This is a genomic window from bacterium, from assembly GCA_030583725.1.
Taxonomy (GTDB): Bacteria; Patescibacteriota; Microgenomatia; order UBA8517; family UBA8517; genus JAUYMM01.
In genome coordinates this window covers 577,708-602,213 of record CP129472.1, presented here as the reverse complement: position 1 = coordinate 602,213, position 24,506 = coordinate 577,708, and the positions used below count along the sequence as shown (strand labels likewise).

The window sequence follows — 24,506 nt, the reverse complement described above, 5'->3', positions numbered from 1 at the left end:
TTTATATTTAAAAAGACTAATTATTAGAATGTAACAAAGTAATTGTGTCTGTAGGTATTTTATTACTATCAAGAGATCGTCCGACACGAATTACTTGTTCCACTAACCTGTTTGCATAACCCCATTCATTGTCATACCATGCAAATACTTTAACCATATTCCCCGCAACCACTTGCGTTAATGGCAAGTCAACAATTGCAGACTCGCTTCGACCAACGATATCACTTGAAACTAAAAAGCCATCAGAAACCGCTAAAACTCCCTTATAAATGGGGTTTTTAACTGCCTCTTTAAAAGCGTTATTTACCTCCTCTACAGTTACATCTTTTTTTAGAAGAAATGTAAAATCAGTAATTGAACCAGTTGCAACCGGCACTCTTAAACTCATACCGTCAAACAAACCTTTTAGCTCTGGAATAGTTTCAGTAACAGCAATTGCAGCTCCAGTTGTTGTTGGAACAATGTTTTGAGCAGCTGCACGACTTCTTCTTAAATCTTTATGACTACCATCTTGTAAATTTTGGTCATCAGTATAACTATGTACAGTTGTCATCATCGCCTTTTCAATTCCAAAGGCTGCATGCATTACTGCAGCAACGGGAGCAACACAATTTGTAGTACAAGAGGCGTTAGATATAACTTGAGCCTCAGTGTTTGTGTCATTAACCCCCAAAACAAAAGTGCCCACATTACCACCTTTGCTTGGTGCTGAAATAATAACTCTCTTAGCTCCACCAATTGCGTGCTTTTTGGCATCCTCCTCTGAAGTAAATTTACCAGTTGCCTCAATCACAACATCCACACCGTACTTCCCCCAGGGAATTAAGGCAGGGTCGCGTTGTGCTAAAAGTGGAACATCCACATTTCTTTCACTTATCTTTAAGTTCCCAATTACTTCTTCGTTTTTAGTCGAGTCGTCACTTTTTACCTCATACTCATATTTTCTATACATCGTGTCATAATTAACAAGGTGTGCCCAACCTGAAGAGTCCATTGATCCTGAAGTATTAATTGCACCAATCTTAACCTCGCCCAAATGTTTAGAAACAGCAATCCTGAAGGCTAGTCTTCCAATTCTTCCAAATCCATTGATACCTATATTAATCATATGAGCAGTAACTACAGTATATGTTTAATTTTGAAGTGCTTCAATACCTGGAAGTGTTTTTTTGGTCAAAAACTCTAGCATTGCCCCACCCCCTACTGACACCCAATCAAACTTGTCTGTTAAACCATATTTATTGATAGCATTTAAACTGTCCCCACCACCAACTATCTTAAAAGCTTTTGAGTTTGCAACTGCCGTAAATACTTTTCTTGTCCCTTGGCTATGGCCCTCATCTTCATATCTACCTAAAACACCAGCCAAAACTACAGTTTTTGCTTTCATTACTTCGTTTGAAAAAATATCAATTGTATTTAAGGTTATATCTTCTTTATCCATTATCAAGTTGCCTATTAAAACCTTTCTGCCATCTCCCTGCAAACGTATGCTTTCCAAACCTTTATCCCCCAACAAGTCTGGTAGTCTTCCCCCGACTAAAACCTTGTCTGCCAAGTTTGACAATGGTTCAATCATTGTTAATTTGTCATCTTTAGTTCCACTAATTAAGATTACAAGCGGTCTAATGGGTTCAAAGACTTTACTTAGATTCATAATTTCATTTTCGAGATTTAGACCAGCATAGGAAGGTAAAAACTTAGGAATTCCTACAATTGAAGCATGTTTTCTGTGAGATACACTAAAAGCTTCATTTACATAAATATCACCCAAACTAGATAATTCTTTTGCAAAACTTTCATCATTTTGTTCTTCTCTAGGATCAAACCTTAAATTTTCCTTGAGTTCCCAACCCTCATTTGTTCCAATCATTTTCTCTAAAATAGGCTGAAGTTGCTTCAAGCTATACTTTTCTTCAGCTTTGCCATCAGGCCTACCAATATGGCCAATTAAAATAACAGTAGCTTTATTTTCAAGCAAAAATTTTACAGTTGGAACAAGCCTTTGGAGTCTAATATCATTTTCAGAAAAGTCAGTAATATCCAAGTCTCCCCTAACAATTACTCTCTTACCAGCTAAATCTGCTTCTTTAAGTGAAGATAATAGTTTCATTATTTAATAATATCACCTTAATCTTGACAATCACACACACACACTGGCTAGAATACGGCAAATGTCAGAATTTTGCAGAACAACGGTTACCTTAGCTGGAGAAAATGGATTAACTTCTGATATGGCACAAGTATATGCAATGCGTATTTGCTTACTGGCTCAGAGTACGATTGGTGTAAGACAGGTTGATGGTAATATCATAATAGAATTTGAATGCCAAAATGTTAAAAGAGATAGTGGTAAATGTGCAGGTAAATGCCTGAAAGAGGTTTTGCAAGCTGATGGACACGATACAAGTCAAATCACGGGTTGTATTGTAGACAATCAATAGGATTAATTATTAGCCTCTATTTTATCAATTTCATCAAGCCTTCTCTCACGTCTCGCGTTTTCTTCATACTTTGTTTCAAGAAATGCAATTAACATTCCCCTTGCTTCTTTAACTGTTGTAAAGTCAGATGCAATTACTAAAACATTCATATCATCGTCACTTCGACCTGCTTTTACCTGTAGGACAGATTTTCCAATTGAAGATCTAATACCATCAAACTTGTTAGCCACAACATCTACACCAACTCCACTACCGCATAGTAGCACTCCTTTTGAATGAGGTCTTTTAGCAACCATTGAGGCCACATCTGAAGCATATTTTATATAGTCGTCGGTTGGATCTAGAAAAGTTGCGCCTAAGTCTTCAAAATCATAACCCAAATCAAAAAGCCAAGAGGCAATTTTCTCTTTTAATTCGTATCCCCTATGATCTGCTCCTAGAAATATTCTTATCATATCTTATATGTAAACATTCATAATATAAATAATTTATGCTTTAAAACCTTCCGTTAAATCTAATAGTTCTTTTTTGGGGTCAACTGCATTCATAATATCTGATGCAACTATTACACCAACCGCACCTAATTCTAAACATTTTTTGACATCTAGTGATGAGTGTACACCTGCACCCACAATTAAGGGAATACCTGTTTTTTGGGATATGTCTGAGGCACTTTTAATAACCTCTGGTTCTGCTGTTGCAACTGATATATCTTTACTACCGATTAAGTTCTCTGGTTCATATGAAATAAAGTCGGGGTTAAGAGTAGCCACCTTTTCAAGCTCTACAATATCCTTTGCAAAAATTAGTGTTTTTAAACCAACTTCTTTAGCCCTCTTATGTGCAGTGGTTAGTGTCTCAAAGTCAGTAAATCTACCCTCTGAGTGGTTTAGTATAGTACCTTTAGCGCCATCCTCAACGACAGACTCTGGAATAACACTTCCAGTGTGAGCACCAAAAGTAACTGGATCAACTTTTTGTGACCAGACCTCCATACCTACTGTGCTTACTATTTCTTTGATATCAGCAACCTGAACAACAGGTACAATTTTAACACCGGCTTGACTACTAACCTCCTTAATAACTTCTGCCAACGAAACAGCATTCTTTCCAGTGCCACTTTCATAAGTTTTGTAATTAACAAATATCATACTAATAAACCTCCAAATTTATATACTTTCAAACTTACCTTTACGGCGTAGACGAAAGGCAAAATTCATTTAACCATAGAGTCGAATTTGCCTTTATCAAATCCAACCACGGTTTCCTTTGTTCCATCTTCTTTTAATATTACAGTAAAAGGTACTCCCAAAAACCCACCTGAAACACCCACCATTTCATTTCTTGCATTTTCGTCTTGATCTACCATTTTTTCAGCAAATGAAATATTTTTTGAAATAAGATAATCCTTAACCATCTTACAGTATGGGCAGGTAGTTGTTGAATAAACAGTTATATTCATAGGTTTGTACTCACCTCCTCTATTTTTTGTTTTAATAATTCCTTTTCAATGTTTCCGGTGTGTTTAAAGTGGACAGCCCCATTTTGATTTAAAACTACAAAGGAGTTTTCTTTGTGTATGTCAAACTTCTTGGCTAATGCATCGGTCTCTGTCGTTGTTTCTGAGTCTAATATATGAATCCTCAGCCCCACCAAACCTTTATCTTTTAAGTCGTCAAAAACTTCCAAGTTAACTTTGTCCTGTTCCAAACACTCCACACACCAATTTGACGTAAAGAATAGAATCACTACCCTTTTGTCTTGTAGGGCACTATCATAATTCTCGTTTGAATAATCTAGATATAGTGACTGCACAGCTTGGGATGTTTTCAGTGTTTCTACAACTTTACTAACATTACTATCTTCGCTTCTATATATATTTAGGTTGTTCCAAACACTAACAAAAAAGACAAGAAAAGAAAGAAAAAGTAAAAAGAGTACGAAGAAAAGAATAGTTTTTTTCACTACTTAAATATACCCTCTTTAGAATGAACCTTCAAGGATTTTTGTTTCTATTTTATTATCAACCACTTTCTCTAGGCTGACTACAACATTGTTGTAACCCTCATAACTTGATTTATCATACTTAGACAACCAGCCACCTTTAACAATTCCCATTTTTCCAAGTGAGATATATTCACCATTTTTTTCGAGCCAAACTTGATAATAATAACCCGTTTCAGGGTCACTAAGGTCTGCCAGTATTTCATTTTCAGTAGCTATTCCACGACCGTCTCCACCTGATACATCTTCAAGTCTAATGGTTTTAACATCGTCTGCAATTTCATAATTGAAACTGTCTTTAAGTTCTTCTATAAAACTGATGCCGTTATTAGTGTCGGTATTAAGGGGTTTTGGAGTTTTTATTTTTCTGTAGGTGTAAAGGCCAAAAAGTATAAGGAGAATTATTATAAAGCCAATAACCACATCTTTTTTCTTATATTCCATCTTAGGGCTAAAGATTACTACCACTATTTAGTTTTGTCAAATTATAATTTTTACCGCAGATTTAACGCATGATTACCGCTAGGCACAAGGTGTCATTTGTTTAGCTTCATATATACCCCAAACATTGCCATTACCGCAGACACTAATAGCCACTGTGTTGACGCTAACCACAGGTCATAACCTAAATACCCAACCATGGCCAACAAAACTGCCATACCTGCACCCGCCATTAAAAATTTTGATAAATCATTGAATTGTTTTTTTGCCATTTGTAATCACCACCCTTAACTACCTCTTTACATAAATAATATCACAACATATATTGTAGATATTGGTGAATCACGGTGAAATTCCGTGGGAGTGCCGCTACTGTAAACCCAGAACCCAATGGCTTTTAAAAAGCTTAGAAACCCGAGCAGGAAAATGACAACGACAGAACAGCTAAACACGATTCAAGGTATATCTAAATATAGATATAAAAAAACTCCAAACCTTCAAACTGGAATTTCGTATGTTGAATCAATTTTCAAGGAAACAAACAGATTACCTGACAGTTATTTCTTTTGGGTTGACAAGGAAGGACTAGTTGACCCAGACACAAATGAGTATTTACACAATCTAATTACGCCTGATTCTCACGAAGAAAGTAGTTATCTTGGTCTTGTTGAATACTCAGCTCTTTGGCAACTAGATAGGTGGAGTATAAAAGAAGAGAGTCAATTGTCCGTTTGGATCAGTCCAGAGTTAAAAAAAGAGGGTTTATACGATGAAAACAAAATTGTGTTACACGAGACATCAGTAACACCTGCCGGTCAGAAGAAGCTCAATAATATTATGATTATATTTGAATGTAGTAGAGACCAATGTCTTAAGCTTGCAAAACAGTTGTTTCCAAAACAGACAGAAAAAATCAATACACCAGAAGAACTCAGGTGTGCACTTTTAGACATAGGTACGGATTTATCAATTGCAGAAATAATACATGTCTTGTCACCTTATATACCAAAAGGCGATAAAGTTAAGCTCCTAAGCGAGGATCACAAAACCTATTTAGGTGGGTTGATAGCTCGAGGAGCACCTTCTTATTTCTTTGCGCAAGAAATGATGAGGCTGGGCGCAATAGGTGAACATTCTTTAGTATGTGTTGGAGGTGGTAGTGGATATATAAACACACTACAATCTAACTCAATAATTATTGGTGGGAGTGAAAAATTTGTCAAAAATTGTGGAGTTTGTGGAACCCCCATAAATGCATTTATTTCAAGTGGGTATCGATGTTCACAGTGTAAAGAAATATATTTAGGGTGTTAACTAAATAACAAATATTACCCCTGTCTGTGTTGCAAGTCAGTCCTCTGGTCCCCACAGTTCATCTGACTCTTCTTTAGCAATCTCTCTTTGAAGTTTTTGTGCATCAACATCTGAAAGTTTAATTGGATATTTAATTAGCTTTGTTGCTCTTGCGACTAACCCTCTGGGTTGGTTTTCTACATACAGAATCACCTTGGCTCCAGTAAATGGATTGAGACGTCCCTCAATCTTCACACCGATTCGTTCTGGTATAGATAAATTTTATACTAGCTACCAACTTGATTCAACTCTACTCACCTCAACTCATATTTGCTTAAGAGTTTTTTGTTTCCTGCAATTTGATATTGAAGTAGTTCTTGGTACAAACCTTTTTTCTTGGCTAACTTCTGTGGTGTATCATCATCTACAATACCACCTTGATCCAACACAATTACCCTATCTGCATTTTGAATAGTTGAAAATCTATGAGCAATTATAATAACTAGCCTATTTTTAAATAATTCTTCTAAGGCTTCTTGGACCAAGCTTTCAGACCTAGAATCAAGACTGCTTGTTGCTTCATCTAAAATTAAAATTGGTTTGTTTTGGAGTATGGCACGGGCAACCTGAATTCTTTGTTTTTGACCACCCGAGAGCCTAACTCCCCTTTCGCCAATTTTTTCGTCTAATCCGTCTTTAAACTTTTCAACAAAGTCCCAAGCATTTGCTTTTTTGAGTGCATCTATTACTTCTCTATCTGTAGTATTTTCTTTTCCGTAGGCTACATTTTCTTTAATGGTTGTTGAAAACAACTCAGTGTCTTGAAAAACCAGGGCCATATGGCTTCTGACCCAAGAATGATCACTTCGTGAATAATTTTTCTTAGACATAAACAAATTACCCTTTGTCGGTTCATAGAGTTTAAGTATCAAATTTATTAATGTTGTTTTCCCAGCTCCAGAGTGTCCAACTAAAGCTACTGTTTGGTTGGATTTTATGGTTAGATTTATATTCTTTAAAACTTCGTCGTCTTTTTGATATGCAAAACTAACATTTTCAAATATTATCTCAGGTTTTTTAACCAAGGCTCCAGTCGATTTTTCAATAAATTTTTCTTTTGATTTTAAGTCTAAAATTTCAAAATAGGTTTTTGAGTCTGCTTCTGCCCTTTGAACATTTTCTAAAATATAACTCATTGCAAATAGTGGCCATCTTAGTTGATTTAGAAGTTGGATAATTAAGACCATTTCACCCAATGTTAGACTGCCAAAAAATGTTTTTTGAAATATTAAGTACAAAATAACAACTAATACTACTTCCAAACCAAACTCTCTTATAAAATTTAATATGTGGTATTCAGTTGACTGTTTGTCATATAGCTTATTAATTGTTTGGTAGTTATTCGAGACAAACTTCCATTCTTTTGGTTGTGTAGAATAAGTTTTTACAAGTCTTATGTTGTTTATAACTTCTGCAATTCTGCCCCTAACGCTATCTTCATATACATTTTTTTCCTCCTGTACCTTACCCCACCTTTTAGTTGAGTAGCTAGTAATTAATATGTAAACAGGAAAAACAGACAAGGCTAAAAGTCCTATGGTTAAATCAAAATAGGACAAAACTGCAATTCCAAATATGGCCTGTAAAAGTGCAGGAACTATAAAATTAGTGGCACCGTTTACAAAGTCCCGTATAGAGGCAATTCCCCTATTTAATTGATTTACAATTTTCCCAGATATTTCACCATCAAAAAAAGATTGTGGGAGTGTAAATATTTTTTTATAGAAAACTTCTGTTAAGAATCTACCTAAACGGGAAGCTATATAGTCCCCCAGTCTTTGGTTACCCGTGTTTAGAATAACTACGGACAAATTAATAACTAAAATCAAAATAAATAACCAGGTCAGCTTTTCATAATCTCCATTTTGATTTGCAATTTGAGCAGAGAGTTCATCAACTACAAATTTTAATGTAACAGGTGTTGCTTGTTGCAAAACGGCCTGAATAGTTATCAAAACACAAGCCACCAAAATCCACTTATGTTGCGGCTTACTAATTTTGAAGATTTTTATGATATTTTTCACTCTAGAATTATAGCTGAATTATATCTTTTTAGGCACTGGCAAATTTAAGGAGTTTGCTACTACTTTCGTTTGTTAAGTATTCCTTGTATTGAAGGGCTTAATTTTTTGTCAGTTCTATGAATACAGCCTATCCAACAACAAGGTCTTCTTTTGCCTTCTTTGAGTTCATTTACTACCCTTCTAACATGATCTTTTCTTGTTTCTTCTTTCTTAACAGAAGTAACCCAACAGATCCATTCATTTCGTGCAAGGGGCGTTAAACTTTCCCACAACAAAAAGGCATTTGAGTCTGAAACTAAAGCCTCTTTTAAATCTGCAGGGACTTTATGCACTACCCCATCGGAAATATTGTTTTTCATCTAATTAGATCAGGCTCTTCGTAATAATAAGACTGCTCTATGCCTTTCATAAAAACTTCACGATCGTTAACTTTTTCAGTGAGTGCTGTGCGAAGGATCTCTTGTAGTTCCAAGTTGTTTACGTGACTTCGAATCATGGCGCTTAGATACTCGTTTTTGCCAACTTTTTGCCAATCAATACATTTATTCAAATGTTTTTTCAAGACTAAGTCTAGCCATATTCGCATACTTCGACCATTACCTTCCATAAAGGGATGTGCTATATTCATTTCGGCGTATTTTTCTATAATTTGTTCAAAAGTAGTATTGGGCATTTTTTCAATTTTTGCCAAAATTTCTGATAAATAGAGAGTATTGGCAAAACGAAAGTCACCCTTACTTATATTTTTCGTGCGTATTTCCCCTGCAAAGTCATACAGACCATCAAAAAGGTATTTGTGAATTTGTTTAAGTCCATAAGCTGTACCTATTTCAAAATTCTCAATTTCTTCACTTCCAAACAGTTTTATTGCCCTCTTTTTACTAATATCGTCAATATTTTTCATATATGTATATTATATAACATCTCAGGCCAAGTTATGGATTAATCGAGGCTTATGTCTAGCATATTACATGGCTAGTTGATATAATTGGCCTTGTTCTTTAACAATCGCCAGGTTGGTTACTTTTAAATATAATCCTCGGTAGCTCAACGGCAGAGCAGGATCCTGTTAAGATCAAGGTTGCACGTTCGAATCGTGCCCGAGGAGCAAAGGTTTTATTTATAATGCTCCCAAGTAGTTTTTAAAACTAACACTAAAGGTATAGCAAAAATTGCACCAACTAACCCAAAAAAGGTAATCCCAAGAATAAGTGAAATAACTAATAGAATAGGTGATATTTTTATTTTTTGGCCTACTATATATGGTGAGATTAAATTGTCCATTATTTGACTAATTATTAAATAGCTAGATATTATTATTAAAAATTCATATATAGGGTGAAGTTCAGGAACAACTAACATTATCAGATAAACAAAAAGTACTGATACAAATATTAATATCAGTTGAGTCTTGAAGAATATAAATAACACACTTTTTATCTTGTCGTATAAACTACTGTTTGAATTATTTTTCAGCAACCTCTTTGACTACTTTCTCTTTTTTTATCTTTGGAGTTTTAGTTTCTTTTTTGGCTTTCACATCTTCAACAACTGGTGTAACAACTACCTCTTTAACTACAACTGCTTCCTTTTTTGGAGTTAGTAATGCAATAATTTTGTCCAGTTTGCTGTTTAACTCATCAATTTGCTTACTGTTATCAGATCGGGCTGGTGTTTGATGTCTATCAAAAGATGGTCTATCACGCCTCTCTGGCCTCTCATTTCTTCCCCCGTCTGCACTTCTGCCACCCATTGTTTCAAAACAATCTGAACAATAAACTGGTTTTCCTGATGTTGGCTTAAATGGGACTTCACAATCTTTTCCACAGTTACTGCACACTGTTTTAAACATTTCTCTTGGACTATCATTTCTAAAGCTTGACCTATCATCTCGTCCGCCCCTGTCTCTTCCCCCACCAAAACCACGTCCACCACCCCTGTTGTCTCTACCCGATCTATTGTTTGAATCTCTATTAAAATAAGCCATTGTCAATATAATAACACACAATCATTGTAATAGATACTTGACAACTAATACAACTAGTTGTAGTATATGAAGTATGTCAACTACAGACAAGCAAAGAACAACTCTTTTTCTTAAGCCCAGTCTTCTTAAACACGCAAAGGCTCAAGCCATTATTGAAGATATTACACTCACCTCTTTAATTGAGAGGGCACTAGTCAAATATTTACCCAACGAAACAATAATTAAAAAGGCGGTAATAAATTGACCACTATAATAAAAGAGGTAGTGGCATCAAATACCACAAATAATCAAGATAAGATAGTTACTACCCCGTTAAGATCTGGTGCAACAAACTCACAAACATATGAATATTTCGTTTACTATTTCTTTGGAGCCCTAGAGATACTTTTAGTTTTTAGGTTGATTTTAAAAATTGCAGGCGCAAGTTTGAATAGTTGGTTTGTCAGTATTGTCTATACCCTATCTCGCTTCTTTATAATGCCCTTCGAAGGAATATTTAGAAGAGTGACAAATCAAGGAGTAGAAACGGCATCTGTTTTTGAACCAGCGGTAATTGTCGCCTTGATAGTTTATGCAGTGGTGGCTTTTGGAATCGTTAAGCTAATTAGAATTTCATCGGGAGAGGCACAAATTGGAGGTGAATAAAATATGGGCATAATACTTTGGATAATTTTTGGAGCAATAGCAGGTTGGATCGCATCACTAGTGATGAAAAATGATCACAACCAAGGCACGCTTATGGATATAGCTATGGGGATAGTTGGAGCGATAGTTGGAGGCTTCTTGATGGGTCTGGTTGGACAATCAGGTGTAGATGGATTTAATCTATATAGTTTAATCGTTGCGGTAATCGGAGCAATTGTAGTTATTTTTATAGGTCGCAAACTAAAGAGTTGATCCGGATTCGCAGAGAAGAAACGAGGTGATGAATTAATGACAACAATAATAAACACACCACAACCAAAAGGTGATACGGGTGGTGGAATGGGAGTAGTCATCGGTCTTGTTGTGTTGATAATATTTGGATTCTTGTTTTATGTATATGGTCTTCCAGCCCTAAGAAAAATGGATGTAGGAAGCCCACAGATTAATGTTCCTAGCACAATCGATGTAAATGTTAATCAAGAAGAATAAAAATGGCAACATTACAACAAACAAAAGATGAGATAGATAGACTAGCTCAGGTTGCGAAAGACAAAACTGACTCTGATGCTAAAGATGCAAGGCAACTGGCGGCTGATCAAGAAATCGAAGCGGTAAGACTTGAGACTGAATATAAAATTCAAGAGATTAAAAATAACGCGCAAAATTAAGGTGGTGATTAATATATGGGAATTTCATTTACAAACCTAAATCCGTTAACTTCTTTGGTTTTTGGAATACTAATTTTAGTTTTTCCAAAATTTCTTAACTACTGGATAGCAGCATATCTTATTATCATAGGGTTAATGGGAATGGGTATACTAAATTAATAATCTTTATTGGTTAATTCTTCTTGGTAGAGTTATACTAAAATATGAAACCATTACTTATTATCGCAGTTTTGATAGTTTTAGGTGGAACATCTTTTTATTTTTATAAATATCAAGAGACTCCCCTCAAAGTTTACTCTACTCCATTATCATCTCCTGATAATAAAGTGAAGGGTGTTGACATCACAGCAAAATTTAAAGTAATCACAAATGGAACAACAAGAATTTTTACTGACAAAAAATACCATAATTTATCAAGTGAGGTATTTATAACTTCTCAAAATCCAAATATTATCGAAGTTAAAAATAACAGTATTACTTGGTCTGATTTCTTCAAAACCTTACCAATGAGCTTGGATAAAAATTGCCTTGTTACTGGCACTAAACAAACATTTTGCACAAATGATGTAAACAAGCTTGTGTTTATAATTAATGGTACTGAAGATCCGAACATCTTAGACAAAAATATACTTGACGGTGATTATCTTCTGATAGAATATAAGTGATATGAAAACTATTACATCAACCTATAAAAGAACATTTCTATTTAATTTTATAGGGGGTGTTGCGTGGGGATTGGGTGTTACTGCTGGTATTTCACTAATTGCCTATCTTTTAGGGTTGTCTTTAAAAACTTTTGAAGCAATGCCTTTAGTTGGTGAAAAGCTGGCAGACATTGTAGAGCACACTCTGAAAGCATTAGAAAGTAGATAGGCTTCTTCACCTAGATGCATTGATCCAGTACATTTTTCACTTCCACAATAACAGTCATGGGTACAAGGATTACAAGTTTTATCTTTAGGTGGCAAAAGATATAAAATTGTTAGTTCCTCACCTTTTTCAATGTCACGAAGTGTAAAAAAGTAAACTTTCCCCCCAGAGTTCAATATCCAGCAATTTGGGTCACAAGAATGGTTGACCAAATGAACGTCATCTTTACTTAAATCAGGATAAATTGCATATTTATCATCGAGAAACATGAGATATAAACCATCTTTGTCTTTTTCTAAATCATATTTCTCAATTTCTACCCTTTCACCTGTATACTCCCCAATTATTGTCTTTGTTTTGATTTCTTTTTTGGCAAAAACACCAAGGCCTTTCTGTTTAGTCTTTTTAATTTGGTAAAAACTTTTGTCAATCAAAAACATATAGACACTGTACCATAAAGTAAAAACCATATTGACTTCGGTTAAGATATGGTCTAATTTTAAATATGGACCAATTTGACGAAACTAAAATAGCAATTTTCAAACATAAAAATATTAGGAAAACTATTTTTAATAATGAATGGTGGTTTTCTGTTGTTGATGTTTGCCTAGCCCTAACTGATAGCTCAGATTCAGGTGCTTACTGGAGAAAATTAAAACAAAGGTTAATTTCAGAATCAAATCAAGTCGTGACATTTTGTCACGGGTTGAAGTTACTCGCACCTGATGGAAAAATGCGTGAATCGGATTGTGCTAACACAGAAGGAATTTTTAGAATAATCCAATCAATCCCCTCTCCAAAGGCAGAACCATTTAAAAAATGGCTTGCAAAAGTAGGTTATGAAAGAATTCAAGAAATTGAAGACCCAGAACTTTCAATGAAGCGTATGAAAATGATCTATGAACTTAAAGGATATTCCAAAAACTGGATTGAAAAAAGAGTTAGAGGAATTGCAGTTAGAAATGAACTGACTGATGAATGGAAAATACGAGGAGCACGCGAGAAACAAGATTACGCAATTTTAACAAACGACATTATGAAAGGCGCTTTTGATTTAACTGTTGAAGAATATAAGAAACTGAAGGGCTTAAAAAGACAGAATCTAAGAGACCATATGGAAGATATTGAACTCATTCTAACTATGCTGGGCGAAGCCACCACGACAAAACTTCATAAAGATCGAGATTCAAAAGGCGTTCCTGAACTATTAAAAGACGCTAAAGATGGTGGTAAGGTTGCAGGAAGAACAAGACTTGATATCGAAAATCAATCAAAGAAAAAGGTTATATCTACAAAAAATTACTTACTTAAATAATTGCTGTATACTTTTTATATATCAACTCATGAAAATTAAATTTTTAGGAGCTTCTGGAACTGTTACAGGTTCTTCATATGTTTTAACTTCTGGTTCTGGTCAATCAATCTTAATAGATTTAGGTATGTTTCAAGGACCGTCTGAAATAGAAAAATTAAATTATGAACCATTTGACTATGATGTTACTAAGCTCTCTGGAGCGATTTTAACCCATGCGCACCTAGATCACTGTGGTAGGTTACCTATTTTGATGAAGTTAGGTTTTAAAGGCAATATCTATATGACACCGCCAACCGCCGATTTAACCGAACTTTCACTCTTTGACAGCGCAAAAATTGCCAAAGAAGATAGGTCTCAAGTTTTATACACTACCGCAGATGTAGTAAACCTTGTAAAACAATTTGTAACTGTTGAATACCATCAGGAAATCCATATAGGCGACTTTACAGTTACCTTTTACGATGCTGGCCACATACTTGGATCAACATCACTTGAAATTAGTGACAAAAGACCAAATAGCGACACCAGAAAAATCGTGTTTAGTGCTGACATTGGCAACTTTCCTGCTTATTTGGGAGAGCATACTGAATTTATTAAATCAGCAGATGCAGTGGTTATGGAAACAACGTATGGTGACAGATTACATAACAAGGAAAACCCAATAGAAGCCTTACAGTCAGAAATTAATGCCGTAGAAGTTGGTGGCGGAACACTACTTGTCCCCTCATTTTCTCTTGACCGAGCCCAAGAACTTCTTCATATGGTTATGCACCTTAAAAAGGAGGGTAAAATATTACCAGAAACACCAATCATACTAGACAGCCCAATGGCAGAAAAGGCTACAAAAATCTATGTAGATTATCCTAAGTATTTTAATGACCACATTGAGGCAGAATATAAGCGTGGAGAACTTTTTGATTTTCCCGGACTTGAGGTAACAAAAGACTGGAGAGAGAGTCAATCAATTCATCAACGACCAGAACCAAAAGTGATTATTGCAGGAGCTGGAATGATGACGGGGGGAAGAATTGTTGGACACGCTGCGCACTATCTACCTATCTCTTCAACAAGGCTGATGATAGTTGGGTATCAGGGTGATGGAACACTAGGTAGAGAATTACTAGAAGGCAAAAGGGACGTATTTATTAAAGAAACTAGAGTTAGTGTTCAAGCTCAAGTCAACGATACCCAAGGTTTAAGCTCTCATGCTGACCAAAGACAACTATTGGAGTGGTTAAAATCAATAAAAGGTGTCAAAAAACTATTTTTGACCCACGGTGATGAGCACTCAAGAATTGGCTTTAATGAAATTGTTACAAAAGAGCTTGGAATAACAGATATTACTCTTCCAAAACTAGGTGATGAGCTCGAGATTTAAAAGCATTCTTAAAAAGATAAATTAGTTACTTTGCAAAAGAAGTAAAAACTGAACCAACAAGCGAAAGAATTAAACTAAACAGTAGTGCCCACCAAAAACCTGAAACACTGAACCCTGGAACTAAACTGTCAACTAATAATATAACTAAAGCGTTAATGACGAACATAAAAAGACCTAGTGTCAAGATGTTTACGGGGAGAGTAAATAAAACTAAAAGTGGTTTTATGAAGGTGTTCACTAAACTTAAAACGATAGAGACTATAATTGCTGTTAAAAAACTGTCAATTGTTACACCTGACAATAATTTGGCGGTTACATAGACAGCCAATGAATTTAACAAAAGACTTGCTAATATTTCCATAATTTTATTATACCATTAATGTCTAGTTTGTCTTTTTATTAAAAATAAAAATTCTCTGTTTTTGCCCTTCTCCCCCACGATTGGTGACTCTACAAAGTTAGCAACCTCACCCCCAATTGAAACAATGTCACCTCTAACTTTATCTAAAACCTCATTCATTTTTTCTGTCTTTAGTCTTCCTTTTTCAAGATACTGTTTTGGTGCTTCGTAGTGGGGTTTTATTAAAGAAACTATCAACCCACCGTCTTTAATATTTTTAAATGCATTGTCCAAAACAAGAACTTGTCGTGTCCAAGATGTGTCAACTGTGATTAAGTCAACTTTCTCTGACAACCTAACATGCATTGCATTTGTTCTTTCCATTACAACAACTTTTGGATCGTTTCTAAGCTTCCAAGCAAGTTCACCATACGCTGTATCTACAGCAAAAACCTTCTTAACACCTTTTTGAAGCAGACAGTCCACAAAACCACCAGTTGAAGAACCAAAATCGGCAACAGTTAACCCCGTTACATCCAGTTCAAAATATTCAAGTGCAAATTCTAACTTTTCACCAGCCCTTGAAGCATATTTGTTCATTAACGTTATTATAATCTTTTTGATACAATGATAATAATGAAAATTAAATCTTGGCCAAAGCTTATTATCTCAATTATTTTAGCTCAATCTGCAGGTTTAATTGGTACTTTTTTTACATTTGATGCAATCCCCACTTGGTATGCAACACTTACAAAACCGGTATTCTCACCCCCAAACTGGATTTTTGGACCTGTTTGGACGATACTCTACACCTTAATTGGAATATCTCTTTATTTAATTTGGACTAGTAAAAAAGGTTCACTTAAGCTTTTCTTTTTCCACCTCTTTTTAAACGCTATCTGGTCACCTGTGTTTTTTGGACTAAAAAATCTATCTTTAGCCTTTTTGATAATTATTGCTATGGATATAACACTAGTTATGATTATTAAGAACTTTTACAAAGTCAACAAGCTTGCTTCATATCTTCTTGTCCCATACTTAGTATGGATACTTTTTGCAAGTCTCTTGAATTATTCTATTTGGCAATTAAACAAAAATGATCTTGACGTCTATGCCCAAGAGTTTACATTTGAAAAAGCTAGACAGGACTATGTTTATGTTGGGGACGTTTATAGAAAAGACTTAAATGACTTTAATCTCAAAAGGGCATCGTATGCAAAAAATTCAACTCTTTCATTAAAAGAGGAGTTAAGACTATCTACATATAATTTCATAGGTTCAAGAAATAATTTTATTAAAAGTTACTTGACCATGTTGAGGTTAAAAACACTTGAATCTCAAGGTTTGGAAACTTCAAAAAAGCAGGAGATTTATTCAAATCTCGATCCTGAAGTAGTTTGGTATGAAACCAGAAAAGACAGTTATAATCCAGCAGATAACCTAGAAGATCTTTTCTCTAAGTCAAAGGATGAAGATACAAGATATTTAGGTAAAACACTACCTATTATCTATAATGGTCTGGCAAATATTAGTCTGGGAGATGTTACAAATATCAAAAATAAACACGTAGAAATGTATAACAAATTAAAGTCAGAGGCTAATAGCCTAGTCTCATTGGGTAGAGCAGATTCAAGCCTTTTTGACAGATGGTTTAGAGATATAGATGGAGAAATAACAAATATCAACGCAATTGAGAACAACACAAAAATCGAGATTGAAAAAATACTATCGGCTGATGATTATCAAAGAGACTCTGGTTACAAAAGGGCCATGGAAAAACTAAGTCTGGTAAAAACAAACCTGAATAAACTTAACAATTATCTAGGAGAGCTCGAGAATGTAATAATTAGTAAAAGGTAAATGGAAAAAATAAGCGAAACTATCCGCATTGCCGTAAAACAAACTTTTAGCAGTCTGTTGGAAAAAATTAAACCAAAGTTAATAGCAATTGACCAAAAAATAACAACGTTTTTACCAAACCCTAAAGTAAAAATGCTGGTTTATATTACCCTAGGTTCGATGGTTGGTTTTATGTTTTTAATTATTATTTTAGGGCTACTACTTTCTCCCCTTAGAAGAGTAGACACTAATACTGGCACAGTTCTAAACAAACCAAATATTATTGTCGAATCACCAAAACCTCAAGTTGAGTTAACGGAAAACCAAGAACAAATTTTAATTCTGGGAAATGAAGTAAAAGATTTGAGTTTTCCTCCAAATATCTTAAATATACCTGTGATACAATCCGATCTAAATTATGATTAACACTGAAGACACTTTCTACGGGCAACAAGGTGGAGAGAAAATTTTATATGTTACCCGCCCTCATCCAATTGCCAGTGCAGTAAACATGGTAAAAGTCTATATTATTGCCCTAATATTGTTTATAATTTTTTACTCACTTACTAAAGAGTTTAGTGGTATGTCAACAGGTTTATACCTGATTAGTATTGTTATTCCACTAGTTGTAATCTTTCTAGGTTCGAAAATGGTGAAGAACTATCAAGAAAAAAATATAAGTTACATAACAGACAGAAGGATTGTTAGGTTTGATCCAACTACTTTTTTTGCAACAAACATAAGAACTCTTTCTTGGGATGAGGCTGTGAAGGTAAAAACTTTTTCCCCAAATATGTTATGGAAACAGCTAAAAATTGGAACGGTTATCTTGCATGCCAGAACCACAGTAAAAACAGTTGACGAGGAGGTTAGACATACTTTATCAGCCGATGATATTGAGCTAAACGATATATATTTATATAGAGACTTGGGCAACTACATAGACAAAATTTTATTTACCTACAAACAAATGCCTAAAGAGGTTGCAGATATTAGACCTTTTATAGAAAAACCAAAAGGTCAAAGATACTAATCTAAGTAATCTTGAAGTTTTTTACGCCTACTTGGGTGTTTCAATTTTCTCAATGCTTTAGCCTCGATTTGACGAATTCTTTCTCTTGTTACACCAAAAACTCGACCGACCTCCTCCAAAGTCATTTGTTTGGTACCTTCCAAACCAAACCTTAACTTTAGGACTTTGGCCTCCCTCTCTGTTAATGTTCCCAAAACCTCATCTAAGTGATCTTTAAGAAGTTGCTTACTTGCTTGATCAACTGGCGACAGTTGGTTTTCATCGGGTATAAAGTCTCCCAAAATACTTTCTTGATCTTCACCAACTGGAGCTTCAAGAGATGTTGTTTCCTGTGCAATTTTAAATATCTCTCTCACCCTATCTGGCTCAATTTCAACTTCTGCGCCAATTTCCTCAGGTGTTGGCTCACGACCAAGTTCTTGCATTAATTTTCTACTAACCCTATAAAGCTTGTTTATCGTTTCAACCATGTGAACTGGAATCCTGATTGTCCTTGCTTGATCTGCTATGGCTCTTGTTATTGCCTGCCTTATCCACCAAGTGGCATATGTTGAAAACTTAAAGCCCTTTCTCCAGTCATATTTTTCAACAGCTCTTATCAGGCCCTGATTACCTTCTTGAATCAAATCTAAAAGTGACAACCCACGACCTATGTACTTTTTGGCAATTGAAACAACCAAGCGAAGATTACTTTCTGTTAGCTTATCTTTTGCCCTCTTATCATTTTTTTCATACCGCTTAGCGTATTCAATTTCATCTTCTGCATTTAATAGTGTAACTCTTCCAATTTCTCTTAAATACTGCCTTACTGGGTCAGTTGACTCGATTCCCTCTAGGCGGGTTAGCATCTCAATTTCCTTGTCTAGTTTTTCTTTTGAAGTATCCAAAAATTCACCATCCTCTGAAGCGACAGACTCAAAAACATCTATATCCTCTGAAAGAAGTTGGTCATATAAATCATCAAGCTCATTAATTCTATCCTCTGCATCTTGAAAAATTTCAAGTATCTCCTCTTGTGTCAAAAAGCCCTGATCTCTGGCTTTTTTAATTATTTCTGCAACTTGTTTTCTAATCATATTTTTTTAAAAATCGTATTATCTTATGTTAAGAAGTATCTCGTATCGCATATTATACCCATAATCTTGGATTTCTTAAAGGGTGGAAAGTTTTTTACTCAATTCATCAAATTCTTTCAACAACTTTTCATTTTCACTATCTTTTTTAATCTTTTCTCCCAAAACCTCTCGTTTCTCCTTTAAGTCAAGCTTTTTTAGTTCTTTGATAATTAAATCAAGTTCGTCGGCTTCAGAATTTTCTAAAACCATTTCTGCATACCCATGGGTCAACTCTTTCGGTAAAGGCATCCCATTATTGTTTATATAGTTAACCACCTTCTTTACAAATACTGTTTCTATTAAATCAAGTATTTCTTTCTTCTGAAGTATTTCCATATCTCTTTCTATTGCATTAACCAATAACTTTTCTTCCAACAACTGCCTCCTAGTTTTTTGTAAGTCCACTTTAACAAACTCAGTAACTGAGGCATTGTCTGTTGTTTTTATTTTTGAAACTTCAGCCATTACAATCTCAGTGGGGACAGATAATTTCCTTGAAACCAGCTCGACATAATAGCTTTGAACAATTTTGTCGGTAATTTGAGAGAGTAGTGGTTTTATCACTTTGCTAATTTCAGCTTTCCCACTACCAGTTGATGAATCGTATTTCTCAAATATTTGATTAATTAAAAAATCCCAAATGCCAATTGCACGGGTAAGTGATTTTTTATATTCATCTGGATTCTCTCTTGCGGCATCGTCAGGATCTTTATAACTTTTAAGTTCACAGACCTTGACATCAAAACCCATATCAACAGCCACTATCGCACCACGCTTAGCAGCTTCGTCGCCCGCAAAATCAGAATCTAAACAAAGAATAATTTTTTGACAAAATCTACCAATTAATCGAAGATGGTCTTCAGTTAAGGCAGACCCCTTAATGGCTATGACATTTTTGATACCCACTTGAAAAGATGAAATCATATCAAGTTCACCCTCTACAACAATTGCAATTTGTTTTTCTCTAATAAATTGTTTGGTGATATTTAAGCCATATAACATTTTTGACTTGTGATATGCAGGAGTGTCTGGAGAATTTATATATTTGGCCATATCCTGTTTTACCCAAGGCAAAATCCTACCAGAAAAACCAACAACTTTATCTCTATGATCAAAAAGTGGAAAAACAACCCTTCCCTTAAATCTGTCCATTGTTCTCCCCGCAATTAAACCAGCTTTAACAAGGTCAGATACATTAAACTTTTGTTTAATCGTTAAGTATTTATATAAAGAATCATAGTTATCGGGAGAATATCCGATCTTAAACAATTTAATCGTCTCGGGTTTTAGCCCTCGGTCTTTTGTTAGATATTCAATAATCTTTTTTCCACTTGGGTGAACATTTAAAACATATTCATAGAAGTTTAAAGCTTTTTCATTGATTGATATTATTTTTTCCTTTTCAGAAAAATCATCATCCTTAAATTTTGTTAATTTTACTCCTGCTTTCTCAGCTAAATATTTTAGGGCTTCACCAAAACTCATTCCTTCGTGTTCTTCGATAAAAGTATAAACATCCCCTGATCTGCCACAACCAAAACATTTATATATTTGAAGTTCTGGAGTAATCATAAAAGATGGAGTTTTTTCACCATGGAATGGACAATTGGCTTTATAATTTCTGCCCGCCTTTTTAACTTCAATATATTCTGAAATCAAAGAAACAATATCTGTTTTATTCTTTACTTCTTCAATTTGATTATCAGCCATTAATTTGGATTATACATCATGGCTCAAATTTCAAGATTAGCTATAAACTATTGAGCGATGACCGGCAGACATTAAATATACAGTCTTATTATTTTTGTCAATTTTATAAATTATTCGATAAACACCAACCCTGTAAGAATATTTGCCCAAAAATTTATCTTTTAGTTTTTTTCCCAATTCGGGATCATTTTTCAGGTCATCAATCGCAAAACCAACTGCCTCTTTGTGTACAAACTTTAGTAATTTGAGCTGTTTGATAGCTTTTGGAGCGATTATTATTTTAAACATTAAAGACCAAGTTGTTTTTTAACCATATCCCAATCTTTTCCCTTATCTTCGTTAATTTCCCTTTCCCCCTCCTCTATTGTCTTCATTAGTTGTGGATCAGACATAATCTCAAGAGTTTCTTTCCATGAATCAAACTCTGAAGCAGACATCAAAACTGCGGCAGGTGAACCGTTGACCGTAATTACAAATTCGTCAAGTTTCCTTTTAGCCTTGTCTACTAGGGAAGTTAGTTCTTCTCTGGCCTGTGTAATAGGTAATGTTTTTGTCATAAGTTTATATTACATAATTCTGTACAGTTTGTCAATTGCGGAAGGGACAGGATTCGAACCTGCGAGGCTTTAACACCACACGATTTCCAATCGTGCTCCTTAAACCACTCGGACACCCTTCCAATAAGGGGTATTATATCACTTGTTTTTTAACTGAAGCATGTGATCTTTCAGTGATTGAATTGAGGGTTGTAAAGTTCCTGTTTCTTTCCAAATTTTTTCTGCAATTCTCATATTTAAGTCATCGCCCGTCACCCACAGACGAGCTGCTGCAACCTCTCTTGTTTTGTTGTCACTCTCGTGGGGTTCTAATCTTTCATGTTTCTCAATTAGTTCAATAGATGCATCACTCATGAGAATTTAGTTATTTTTTCTTTTTCTTTTTTTGCCACTCTTTAACCATTACTGAAGCTGATTTTAAAATGTCTTTTTCTCTTTTTAGTTTTATCTTTTTTGATGCATTTGAATAATCAAGCCAATTAATCTCTCCCATACCTGATATTTCTGCCCCTGCTTTAAAAATCATTAAATAATATATGTATTTATAACTAATAGTTTTATTGTTAACAGTTGCAGTACTTGTTGCCCTACCTATTTCATCCAAAACCCTTGTGTTCATATTTCCTTGTTCAGATGTATATCTAATAACCGACCTAACTGAAGATTCTCCCCTTCTGACTGTTGATTTTAATAACTCCCAATCACCATCACTGTTTTTCGAAAGTAAATATTGAAGTTTACTTTTACCTTCTTTAAATACTACTGCCCCACCCACTAAGACTTCATTGTTTCCATTTTTCATAGTTTATTTATCAGGTATTATATCACGAAAAACTTTAGCGGAGGGTGCAGGATTTGAACCTGCGAAGGGATTACTCCCTCGAGTTTTCGAAACTCGTGCAATTGGCCACTATGCGAACCCTCCTTACTTTCTTATGTGTGCCCGACAAGAATCGAACTTGTATCTAAAGATCCGCAATCTTCAATTCTATCCGTTGAACTACGGGCACATAAGTGCAAGCAGTCAACTGACAACGTTCTTGCGAAGCAAGGTTGTTATCCGTTGAACTACGGGCACTAAAAAATCTAAGTAGGTATATTATACTTTAATTGGGGAGTTTTTTACTAAACCAGTCAATTGCCTTGTCTAATCTTGAAGGTGAAACTTCTTCTTGAACTAAATATTCTGAAAGAGTTTTTATTATTTGTTCTTTTGATTCAGGGGTAATTACAAGTTCCATTCTGTTTGGTATAAAACTTGTTTCTAGAATTAAAAGTTCACTGTCATATCTTTTTCCAAACCAAAATCTACCTAAAAATTGCCAATCAACTCGTCTGTCCCCAACTTTTATGCCTTTATTTGTAATTCTATATTCAATATTGTCAGGTGGAACAGTGCTCATAACATAATACAAGAAAATAAGTGAAATAATTAAAATTACAGGCATTGCCCCCTCTGCAAGAAACAGAATTAAACAAACCATAGCTGCAATTGAAATTGTAGTTACATAAAAATGCCTATCTCTTCTCTTAAATGGCCTGGCTGGAGCAACCCAAGTAAATAATTCTTTTTCCAAATCAGGTTTGAATGTAGTCTCATTTTGGTTGGCAGGTTCCATATAAATTAGTATATCAGATTAGCGTGGTGTATCTGCTATGAGATTCAGCATCGTTGATGCTATGAGATTCAGCATCGTTGATGCTATGAGATTCAGCATCGTTGATGCTATGAGATTCAGTATCGTTGATGCTATAATTGCAGATTAAGGTGGGGTCGCATAGTTGGCCCATTGCGGAGAATTGCTAATTCTCTGAGTAGTAATACTCGCGCGAGTTCGAATCTCGCCCCCACCGCAAAATCACACTATGACAAGCAAGGTGAGGTCGCATAGAGGTCTAGTGCGGAAGTCTTGAAAACTTCTGTAGTCAATTTGGCTACCGTGGGTTCGAATCCCACCCTCACCGCAAAAATAGTGGTATTATTAACCAAAGATATAATATGCCATTTTTTAACGATCTTAATATAAAAGAATGGGGCAAATCAGAAATTTGGACTGATAGTCTTTGGATAATTCCTGAAAGAGATAAAACAGGAAAACATAGTAACTTTTATCACGGCAACTTTGTTCCCCAAATTCCCCACCAGTTGATTTTAAGATATACAAAGAAAGACGAAGTCGTTTTTGACCCCTTTTTGGGAAGTGGGACAACCGCTTACGAGGCAGAGAGTTTAAATAGGAATTTTATCGGAATTGACATTCAAGGTAAACTCATTGATTATGTAAGTAAGAATATTGAATCTAAAAATAACTTCTCTGAATTGATCGTTGGAGATAGCACTAAAACTCGAACTTTTGATGAGATAGGTAAGGTTTTAAAAAAATATAATAAAGAAAAGGTCCAACTGGCAATTTTACACCCACCATATGCCGATATAATTAAATTTAGCGATTTAAAGGACGATTTATCAAATACTAAATCTTTAAGAGAATTTTTAGATAAATTTGCAGAGGTTATAAAAAATACAATTGAAATTTTAGAAAACGGTAGGTACTTGACGATTGTCATTGGCGATAAATACACGGCCGGAAAATGGATACCTTTAGGGTTTTATTGCATGAATGAAGCGCAAAAATTAGGATTGACACTAAAAAGTATTATAATTAAAAACATGGCAGGCAACCGCGCAAAACAAAACAGGGAAGGTATTTGGAGATATAGAGCGCTTTCAAGTGATTATTATATTTTTAAACACGAATATATTCTAATTTTCAAAAAGTAGT

37 protein-coding genes, 6 tRNA genes and 2 pseudogenes are annotated in these 24,506 nt (G+C 34.8%); 18 read left to right on the top strand and 27 right to left on the bottom strand.

All coding sequences use genetic code 11. The features are described from left to right. Positions 1-16 precede the first annotated feature (16 nt). The gene (gene gap / locus QY322_03480; GenBank protein ID WKZ25421.1) at positions 17-1,108 is read right to left on the bottom strand and encodes a type I glyceraldehyde-3-phosphate dehydrogenase; all 1,092 of its coding nucleotides are present in this window, start codon (positions 1,106-1,108) and stop codon (positions 17-19) included. A gap of 24 nt (positions 1,109-1,132) precedes the next feature. Continuing rightward, positions 1,133-2,113 carry a phosphoglycerate kinase gene (gene pgk / locus QY322_03475; GenBank protein ID WKZ25420.1) on the bottom strand — a complete coding sequence of 327 codons (981 nt, stop codon included), beginning with the start codon at positions 2,111-2,113 and terminating at the stop codon, positions 1,133-1,135. A gap of 61 nt (positions 2,114-2,174) precedes the next feature. Between pgk and QY322_03470 the strand changes: the two genes are divergently transcribed. Then, a complete protein-coding gene (locus QY322_03470) occupies positions 2,175-2,444 on the top strand; it encodes a hypothetical protein (protein ID WKZ25419.1) in 270 nt (89 codons plus the stop codon). A 2-nt stretch (positions 2,445-2,446) separates the two neighbouring features. On the opposite strand, the gene QY322_03465 is transcribed toward QY322_03470, so the two are convergent. The 6 genes from QY322_03465 to QY322_03440 form a co-directional block, all read right to left on the bottom strand. Further along, positions 2,447-2,899: an RpiB/LacA/LacB family sugar-phosphate isomerase gene (locus QY322_03465; GenBank protein WKZ25418.1), complete on the bottom strand. Its 453-nt coding sequence runs from the start codon at positions 2,897-2,899 to the stop codon at positions 2,447-2,449. A gap of 33 nt (positions 2,900-2,932) precedes the next feature. After that, positions 2,933-3,595: a triose-phosphate isomerase gene (locus QY322_03460; protein ID WKZ25417.1), complete on the bottom strand. Its 663-nt coding sequence runs from the start codon at positions 3,593-3,595 to the stop codon at positions 2,933-2,935. A gap of 65 nt (positions 3,596-3,660) precedes the next feature. Beyond that, positions 3,661-3,906, bottom strand: a complete 246-nt coding sequence (locus tag QY322_03455) for a glutaredoxin family protein (GenBank protein ID WKZ25416.1) — start codon at positions 3,904-3,906, stop codon at positions 3,661-3,663. Next, on the bottom strand, positions 3,903-4,409 hold the full coding sequence (locus tag QY322_03450; protein WKZ25415.1) for a thioredoxin family protein: 507 nt from the start codon (positions 4,407-4,409) through the stop codon (positions 3,903-3,905). Before QY322_03450 ends, QY322_03455 begins: the two co-directional genes overlap by 4 nt. Before the next feature lie 18 nt (positions 4,410-4,427). Beyond that, entirely contained in the window at positions 4,428-4,892 is a 465-nt protein-coding gene (locus QY322_03445) for a hypothetical protein (protein WKZ25414.1), read from the bottom strand. Between the two features lie 92 nt (positions 4,893-4,984). After that, entirely contained in the window at positions 4,985-5,161 is a 177-nt protein-coding gene (locus QY322_03440; GenBank protein WKZ25413.1) for a hypothetical protein, read from the bottom strand. 118 nt (positions 5,162-5,279) lie between these two features. Between QY322_03440 and QY322_03435 the strand changes: the two genes are divergently transcribed. Beyond that, positions 5,280-6,203: a C1 domain-containing protein gene (locus tag QY322_03435; protein ID WKZ25412.1), complete on the top strand. Its 924-nt coding sequence runs from the start codon at positions 5,280-5,282 to the stop codon at positions 6,201-6,203. Positions 6,204-6,239: 36 nt separating this feature from the next. On the opposite strand, the gene QY322_03430 is transcribed toward QY322_03435, so the two are convergent. From QY322_03430 to QY322_03415, 4 genes are read right to left on the bottom strand one after another with little or no spacing between them, the layout of a single operon-like run. After that, positions 6,240-6,437, bottom strand: a complete 198-nt coding sequence (locus QY322_03430; protein ID WKZ25411.1) for a hypothetical protein — start codon at positions 6,435-6,437, stop codon at positions 6,240-6,242. Positions 6,438-6,496: 59 nt separating this feature from the next. Beyond that, positions 6,497-8,266 (bottom strand): ABC transporter ATP-binding protein, encoded by a 1,770-nt coding sequence (locus tag QY322_03425; GenBank protein ID WKZ25410.1) that lies wholly within the window; start codon positions 8,264-8,266, stop codon positions 6,497-6,499. A gap of 59 nt (positions 8,267-8,325) precedes the next feature. Next, entirely contained in the window at positions 8,326-8,625 is a 300-nt protein-coding gene (locus QY322_03420; GenBank protein WKZ25409.1) for a YdeI/OmpD-associated family protein, read from the bottom strand. Further along, complete coding sequence (locus tag QY322_03415; GenBank protein ID WKZ25408.1) at positions 8,622-9,170, bottom strand: Fic family protein; 549 nt, start codon at positions 9,168-9,170, stop codon at positions 8,622-8,624. The genes QY322_03420 and QY322_03415 overlap by 4 nt, the downstream gene beginning before the upstream one ends. Positions 9,171-9,302: 132 nt before the next feature. Between QY322_03415 and QY322_03410 the strand changes: the two genes are divergently transcribed. Beyond that, positions 9,303-9,374, top strand: a tRNA-Asn gene (locus QY322_03410). An 8-nt stretch (positions 9,375-9,382) separates the two neighbouring features. Here the strand turns inward: QY322_03410 and QY322_03405 are convergent. Both QY322_03405 and QY322_03400 read right to left on the bottom strand, forming a co-directional pair. After that, positions 9,383-9,697, bottom strand: a complete 315-nt coding sequence (locus QY322_03405) for an AI-2E family transporter (GenBank protein ID WKZ25407.1) — start codon at positions 9,695-9,697, stop codon at positions 9,383-9,385. 331 nt (positions 9,698-10,028) lie between these two features. Then, positions 10,029-10,253, bottom strand: a pseudogene (locus QY322_03400) (hypothetical protein). A 73-nt stretch (positions 10,254-10,326) separates the two neighbouring features. Here QY322_03400 and QY322_03395 point away from each other — a divergent pair. Genes QY322_03395 through QY322_03365 form a run of 7 tightly spaced genes read left to right on the top strand, consistent with a single transcriptional unit; the run spans position 10,327 to position 12,231 of the window. After that, positions 10,327-10,497: a hypothetical protein gene (locus tag QY322_03395; GenBank protein WKZ25406.1), complete on the top strand. Its 171-nt coding sequence runs from the start codon at positions 10,327-10,329 to the stop codon at positions 10,495-10,497. Positions 10,498-10,517: 20 nt separating this feature from the next. Further along, positions 10,518-10,898, top strand: a complete 381-nt coding sequence (locus QY322_03390) for a YggT family protein (protein ID WKZ25405.1) — start codon at positions 10,518-10,520, stop codon at positions 10,896-10,898. 3 nt (positions 10,899-10,901) lie between these two features. Beyond that, positions 10,902-11,150 carry a GlsB/YeaQ/YmgE family stress response membrane protein gene (locus QY322_03385; GenBank protein ID WKZ25404.1) on the top strand — a complete coding sequence of 83 codons (249 nt, stop codon included), beginning with the start codon at positions 10,902-10,904 and terminating at the stop codon, positions 11,148-11,150. A 36-nt stretch (positions 11,151-11,186) separates the two neighbouring features. After that, positions 11,187-11,387: a hypothetical protein gene (locus tag QY322_03380; protein WKZ25403.1), complete on the top strand. Its 201-nt coding sequence runs from the start codon at positions 11,187-11,189 to the stop codon at positions 11,385-11,387. 2 nt (positions 11,388-11,389) lie between these two features. Then, on the top strand, positions 11,390-11,566 hold the full coding sequence (locus QY322_03375) for a hypothetical protein (protein ID WKZ25402.1): 177 nt from the start codon (positions 11,390-11,392) through the stop codon (positions 11,564-11,566). Positions 11,567-11,581: 15 nt separating this feature from the next. Then, positions 11,582-11,725, top strand: a complete 144-nt coding sequence (locus QY322_03370; GenBank protein WKZ25401.1) for a DUF3096 domain-containing protein — start codon at positions 11,582-11,584, stop codon at positions 11,723-11,725. A gap of 44 nt (positions 11,726-11,769) precedes the next feature. Beyond that, the gene (locus QY322_03365) at positions 11,770-12,231 is read left to right on the top strand and encodes a hypothetical protein (protein ID WKZ25400.1); all 462 of its coding nucleotides are present in this window, start codon (positions 11,770-11,772) and stop codon (positions 12,229-12,231) included. 102 nt (positions 12,232-12,333) lie between these two features. On the opposite strand, the gene QY322_03360 is transcribed toward QY322_03365, so the two are convergent. Then, on the bottom strand, positions 12,334-12,906 hold the full coding sequence (locus QY322_03360; protein WKZ25399.1) for an SET domain-containing protein: 573 nt from the start codon (positions 12,904-12,906) through the stop codon (positions 12,334-12,336). A 35-nt stretch (positions 12,907-12,941) separates the two neighbouring features. On the opposite strand from QY322_03360, the gene QY322_03355 reads away from it, so the two are divergent. Then, positions 12,942-13,751, top strand: a complete 810-nt coding sequence (locus QY322_03355) for a Bro-N domain-containing protein (GenBank protein WKZ25398.1) — start codon at positions 12,942-12,944, stop codon at positions 13,749-13,751. Positions 13,752-13,779: 28 nt separating this feature from the next. Beyond that, a complete protein-coding gene (locus tag QY322_03350) occupies positions 13,780-15,129 on the top strand; it encodes an MBL fold metallo-hydrolase (GenBank protein ID WKZ25397.1) in 1,350 nt (449 codons plus the stop codon). A 25-nt stretch (positions 15,130-15,154) separates the two neighbouring features. On the opposite strand, the gene QY322_03345 is transcribed toward QY322_03350, so the two are convergent. After that, entirely contained in the window at positions 15,155-15,490 is a 336-nt protein-coding gene (locus QY322_03345; GenBank protein ID WKZ25396.1) for a phage holin family protein, read from the bottom strand. 15 nt (positions 15,491-15,505) lie between these two features. Beyond that, complete coding sequence (locus QY322_03340; GenBank protein WKZ25395.1) at positions 15,506-16,069, bottom strand: SAM-dependent methyltransferase; 564 nt, start codon at positions 16,067-16,069, stop codon at positions 15,506-15,508. Between the two features lie 27 nt (positions 16,070-16,096). Between QY322_03340 and QY322_03335 the strand changes: the two are divergent. The 3 genes and pseudogenes from QY322_03335 to QY322_03325 all read left to right on the top strand — a co-directional run bounded on the left by QY322_03335 (position 16,097) and on the right by QY322_03325 (position 18,341). Further along, positions 16,097-16,561: pseudogene (locus QY322_03335) on the top strand (TspO/MBR family protein). Positions 16,562-17,329: 768 nt separating this feature from the next. Beyond that, positions 17,330-17,734, top strand: a complete 405-nt coding sequence (locus QY322_03330) for a hypothetical protein (GenBank protein ID WKZ25394.1) — start codon at positions 17,330-17,332, stop codon at positions 17,732-17,734. Next, positions 17,727-18,341 (top strand): hypothetical protein, encoded by a 615-nt coding sequence (locus QY322_03325; GenBank protein ID WKZ25393.1) that lies wholly within the window; start codon positions 17,727-17,729, stop codon positions 18,339-18,341. The genes QY322_03330 and QY322_03325 overlap by 8 nt, the downstream gene beginning before the upstream one ends. On the opposite strand, the gene rpoD is transcribed toward QY322_03325, so the two are convergent. From rpoD to QY322_03275, 10 genes are all read right to left on the bottom strand, one after another. After that, complete coding sequence (rpoD, locus tag QY322_03320) at positions 18,338-19,417, bottom strand: RNA polymerase sigma factor RpoD (GenBank protein ID WKZ25392.1); 1,080 nt, start codon at positions 19,415-19,417, stop codon at positions 18,338-18,340. The two genes, QY322_03325 and rpoD, sit on opposite strands and share 4 nt — an antisense overlap. 75 nt (positions 19,418-19,492) lie before the next feature. Further along, entirely contained in the window at positions 19,493-21,166 is a 1,674-nt protein-coding gene (gene dnaG / locus QY322_03315; protein WKZ25391.1) for a DNA primase, read from the bottom strand. 36 nt (positions 21,167-21,202) lie between these two features. Beyond that, positions 21,203-21,454, bottom strand: coding sequence for a type II toxin-antitoxin system RelE/ParE family toxin (locus QY322_03310; GenBank protein ID WKZ25390.1), 252 nt, complete (start codon positions 21,452-21,454; stop codon positions 21,203-21,205). Beyond that, positions 21,454-21,723 (bottom strand): type II toxin-antitoxin system Phd/YefM family antitoxin, encoded by a 270-nt coding sequence (locus tag QY322_03305; GenBank protein ID WKZ25389.1) that lies wholly within the window; start codon positions 21,721-21,723, stop codon positions 21,454-21,456. The genes QY322_03310 and QY322_03305 overlap by 1 nt, the downstream gene beginning before the upstream one ends. A 38-nt stretch (positions 21,724-21,761) precedes the next feature. Then, positions 21,762-21,845: transfer RNA gene (locus tag QY322_03300), tRNA-Ser, on the bottom strand. A gap of 16 nt (positions 21,846-21,861) precedes the next feature. Further along, positions 21,862-22,077 (bottom strand): hypothetical protein, encoded by a 216-nt coding sequence (locus tag QY322_03295; GenBank protein ID WKZ25388.1) that lies wholly within the window; start codon positions 22,075-22,077, stop codon positions 21,862-21,864. Positions 22,078-22,087: 10 nt separating this feature from the next. Beyond that, a complete protein-coding gene (locus QY322_03290) occupies positions 22,088-22,525 on the bottom strand; it encodes a hypothetical protein (protein WKZ25387.1) in 438 nt (145 codons plus the stop codon). 38 nt (positions 22,526-22,563) lie between these two features. After that, positions 22,564-22,648 (bottom strand) — tRNA-Ser (locus tag QY322_03285). 13 nt (positions 22,649-22,661) lie between these two features. Then, a tRNA-Arg gene (locus tag QY322_03280) sits at positions 22,662-22,733 on the bottom strand. A 96-nt stretch (positions 22,734-22,829) separates the two neighbouring features. Next, a complete protein-coding gene (locus QY322_03275; GenBank protein WKZ25386.1) occupies positions 22,830-23,342 on the bottom strand; it encodes a hypothetical protein in 513 nt (170 codons plus the stop codon). Between the two features lie 148 nt (positions 23,343-23,490). Here QY322_03275 and QY322_03270 point away from each other — a divergent pair. The 3 genes from QY322_03270 (at position 23,491) to QY322_03260 (ending at position 24,505) form a co-directional block, all read left to right on the top strand. Further along, positions 23,491-23,577 (top strand) — tRNA-Ser (locus QY322_03270). Positions 23,578-23,600: 23 nt separating this feature from the next. Continuing rightward, a tRNA-Ser gene (locus QY322_03265) sits at positions 23,601-23,688 on the top strand. Positions 23,689-23,722: 34 nt separating this feature from the next. Further along, positions 23,723-24,505 carry a DNA methyltransferase gene (locus tag QY322_03260; protein WKZ25385.1) on the top strand — a complete coding sequence of 261 codons (783 nt, stop codon included), beginning with the start codon at positions 23,723-23,725 and terminating at the stop codon, positions 24,503-24,505. Position 24,506 lies beyond the last annotated feature (1 nt).

Bases quoted from the DNA above. Each gene is read 5' to 3' on its own strand.
- gap (WKZ25421.1), bottom strand. From the start codon at position 1,108: ATGATTAATATAGGTATCAATGGATTTGGAAGAATTGGAAGACTAGCC.
- pgk (WKZ25420.1), bottom strand. From the start codon at position 2,113: ATGAAACTATTATCTTCACTTAAAGAAGCAGATTTAGCTGGTAAGAGA.
- QY322_03470 (WKZ25419.1), top strand. From the start codon at position 2,175: ATGTCAGAATTTTGCAGAACAACGGTTACCTTAGCTGGAGAAAATGGA.
- QY322_03465 (WKZ25418.1), bottom strand. From the start codon at position 2,899: ATGATAAGAATATTTCTAGGAGCAGATCATAGGGGATACGAATTAAAA.
- QY322_03460 (WKZ25417.1), bottom strand. From the start codon at position 3,595: ATGATATTTGTTAATTACAAAACTTATGAAAGTGGCACTGGAAAGAAT.
- QY322_03455 (WKZ25416.1), bottom strand. From the start codon at position 3,906: ATGAATATAACTGTTTATTCAACAACTACCTGCCCATACTGTAAGATG.
- QY322_03445 (WKZ25414.1), bottom strand. From the start codon at position 4,892: ATGGAATATAAGAAAAAAGATGTGGTTATTGGCTTTATAATAATTCTC.
- QY322_03440 (WKZ25413.1), bottom strand. From the start codon at position 5,161: ATGGCAAAAAAACAATTCAATGATTTATCAAAATTTTTAATGGCGGGT.
- QY322_03435 (WKZ25412.1), top strand. From the start codon at position 5,280: ATGGCTTTTAAAAAGCTTAGAAACCCGAGCAGGAAAATGACAACGACA.
- QY322_03420 (WKZ25409.1), bottom strand. From the start codon at position 8,625: ATGAAAAACAATATTTCCGATGGGGTAGTGCATAAAGTCCCTGCAGAT.
- QY322_03415 (WKZ25408.1), bottom strand. From the start codon at position 9,170: ATGAAAAATATTGACGATATTAGTAAAAAGAGGGCAATAAAACTGTTT.
- QY322_03395 (WKZ25406.1), top strand. From the start codon at position 10,327: ATGTCAACTACAGACAAGCAAAGAACAACTCTTTTTCTTAAGCCCAGT.
- QY322_03385 (WKZ25404.1), top strand. From the start codon at position 10,902: ATGGGCATAATACTTTGGATAATTTTTGGAGCAATAGCAGGTTGGATC.
- QY322_03380 (WKZ25403.1), top strand. From the start codon at position 11,187: ATGACAACAATAATAAACACACCACAACCAAAAGGTGATACGGGTGGT.
- QY322_03375 (WKZ25402.1), top strand. From the start codon at position 11,390: ATGGCAACATTACAACAAACAAAAGATGAGATAGATAGACTAGCTCAG.
- QY322_03370 (WKZ25401.1), top strand. From the start codon at position 11,582: ATGGGAATTTCATTTACAAACCTAAATCCGTTAACTTCTTTGGTTTTT.
- QY322_03365 (WKZ25400.1), top strand. From the start codon at position 11,770: ATGAAACCATTACTTATTATCGCAGTTTTGATAGTTTTAGGTGGAACA.
- QY322_03360 (WKZ25399.1), bottom strand. From the start codon at position 12,906: ATGGTTTTTACTTTATGGTACAGTGTCTATATGTTTTTGATTGACAAA.
- QY322_03355 (WKZ25398.1), top strand. From the start codon at position 12,942: ATGGACCAATTTGACGAAACTAAAATAGCAATTTTCAAACATAAAAAT.
- QY322_03350 (WKZ25397.1), top strand. From the start codon at position 13,780: ATGAAAATTAAATTTTTAGGAGCTTCTGGAACTGTTACAGGTTCTTCA.
- QY322_03345 (WKZ25396.1), bottom strand. From the start codon at position 15,490: ATGGAAATATTAGCAAGTCTTTTGTTAAATTCATTGGCTGTCTATGTA.
- QY322_03340 (WKZ25395.1), bottom strand. From the start codon at position 16,069: ATGAACAAATATGCTTCAAGGGCTGGTGAAAAGTTAGAATTTGCACTT.
- QY322_03330 (WKZ25394.1), top strand. From the start codon at position 17,330: ATGGAAAAAATAAGCGAAACTATCCGCATTGCCGTAAAACAAACTTTT.
- QY322_03325 (WKZ25393.1), top strand. From the start codon at position 17,727: ATGATTAACACTGAAGACACTTTCTACGGGCAACAAGGTGGAGAGAAA.
- rpoD (WKZ25392.1), bottom strand. From the start codon at position 19,417: ATGATTAGAAAACAAGTTGCAGAAATAATTAAAAAAGCCAGAGATCAG.
- dnaG (WKZ25391.1), bottom strand. From the start codon at position 21,166: ATGGCTGATAATCAAATTGAAGAAGTAAAGAATAAAACAGATATTGTT.
- QY322_03310 (WKZ25390.1), bottom strand. From the start codon at position 21,454: ATGTTTAAAATAATAATCGCTCCAAAAGCTATCAAACAGCTCAAATTA.
- QY322_03305 (WKZ25389.1), bottom strand. From the start codon at position 21,723: ATGACAAAAACATTACCTATTACACAGGCCAGAGAAGAACTAACTTCC.
- QY322_03295 (WKZ25388.1), bottom strand. From the start codon at position 22,077: ATGAGTGATGCATCTATTGAACTAATTGAGAAACATGAAAGATTAGAA.
- QY322_03290 (WKZ25387.1), bottom strand. From the start codon at position 22,525: ATGAAAAATGGAAACAATGAAGTCTTAGTGGGTGGGGCAGTAGTATTT.
- QY322_03275 (WKZ25386.1), bottom strand. From the start codon at position 23,342: ATGGAACCTGCCAACCAAAATGAGACTACATTCAAACCTGATTTGGAA.
- QY322_03260 (WKZ25385.1), top strand. From the start codon at position 23,723: ATGCCATTTTTTAACGATCTTAATATAAAAGAATGGGGCAAATCAGAA.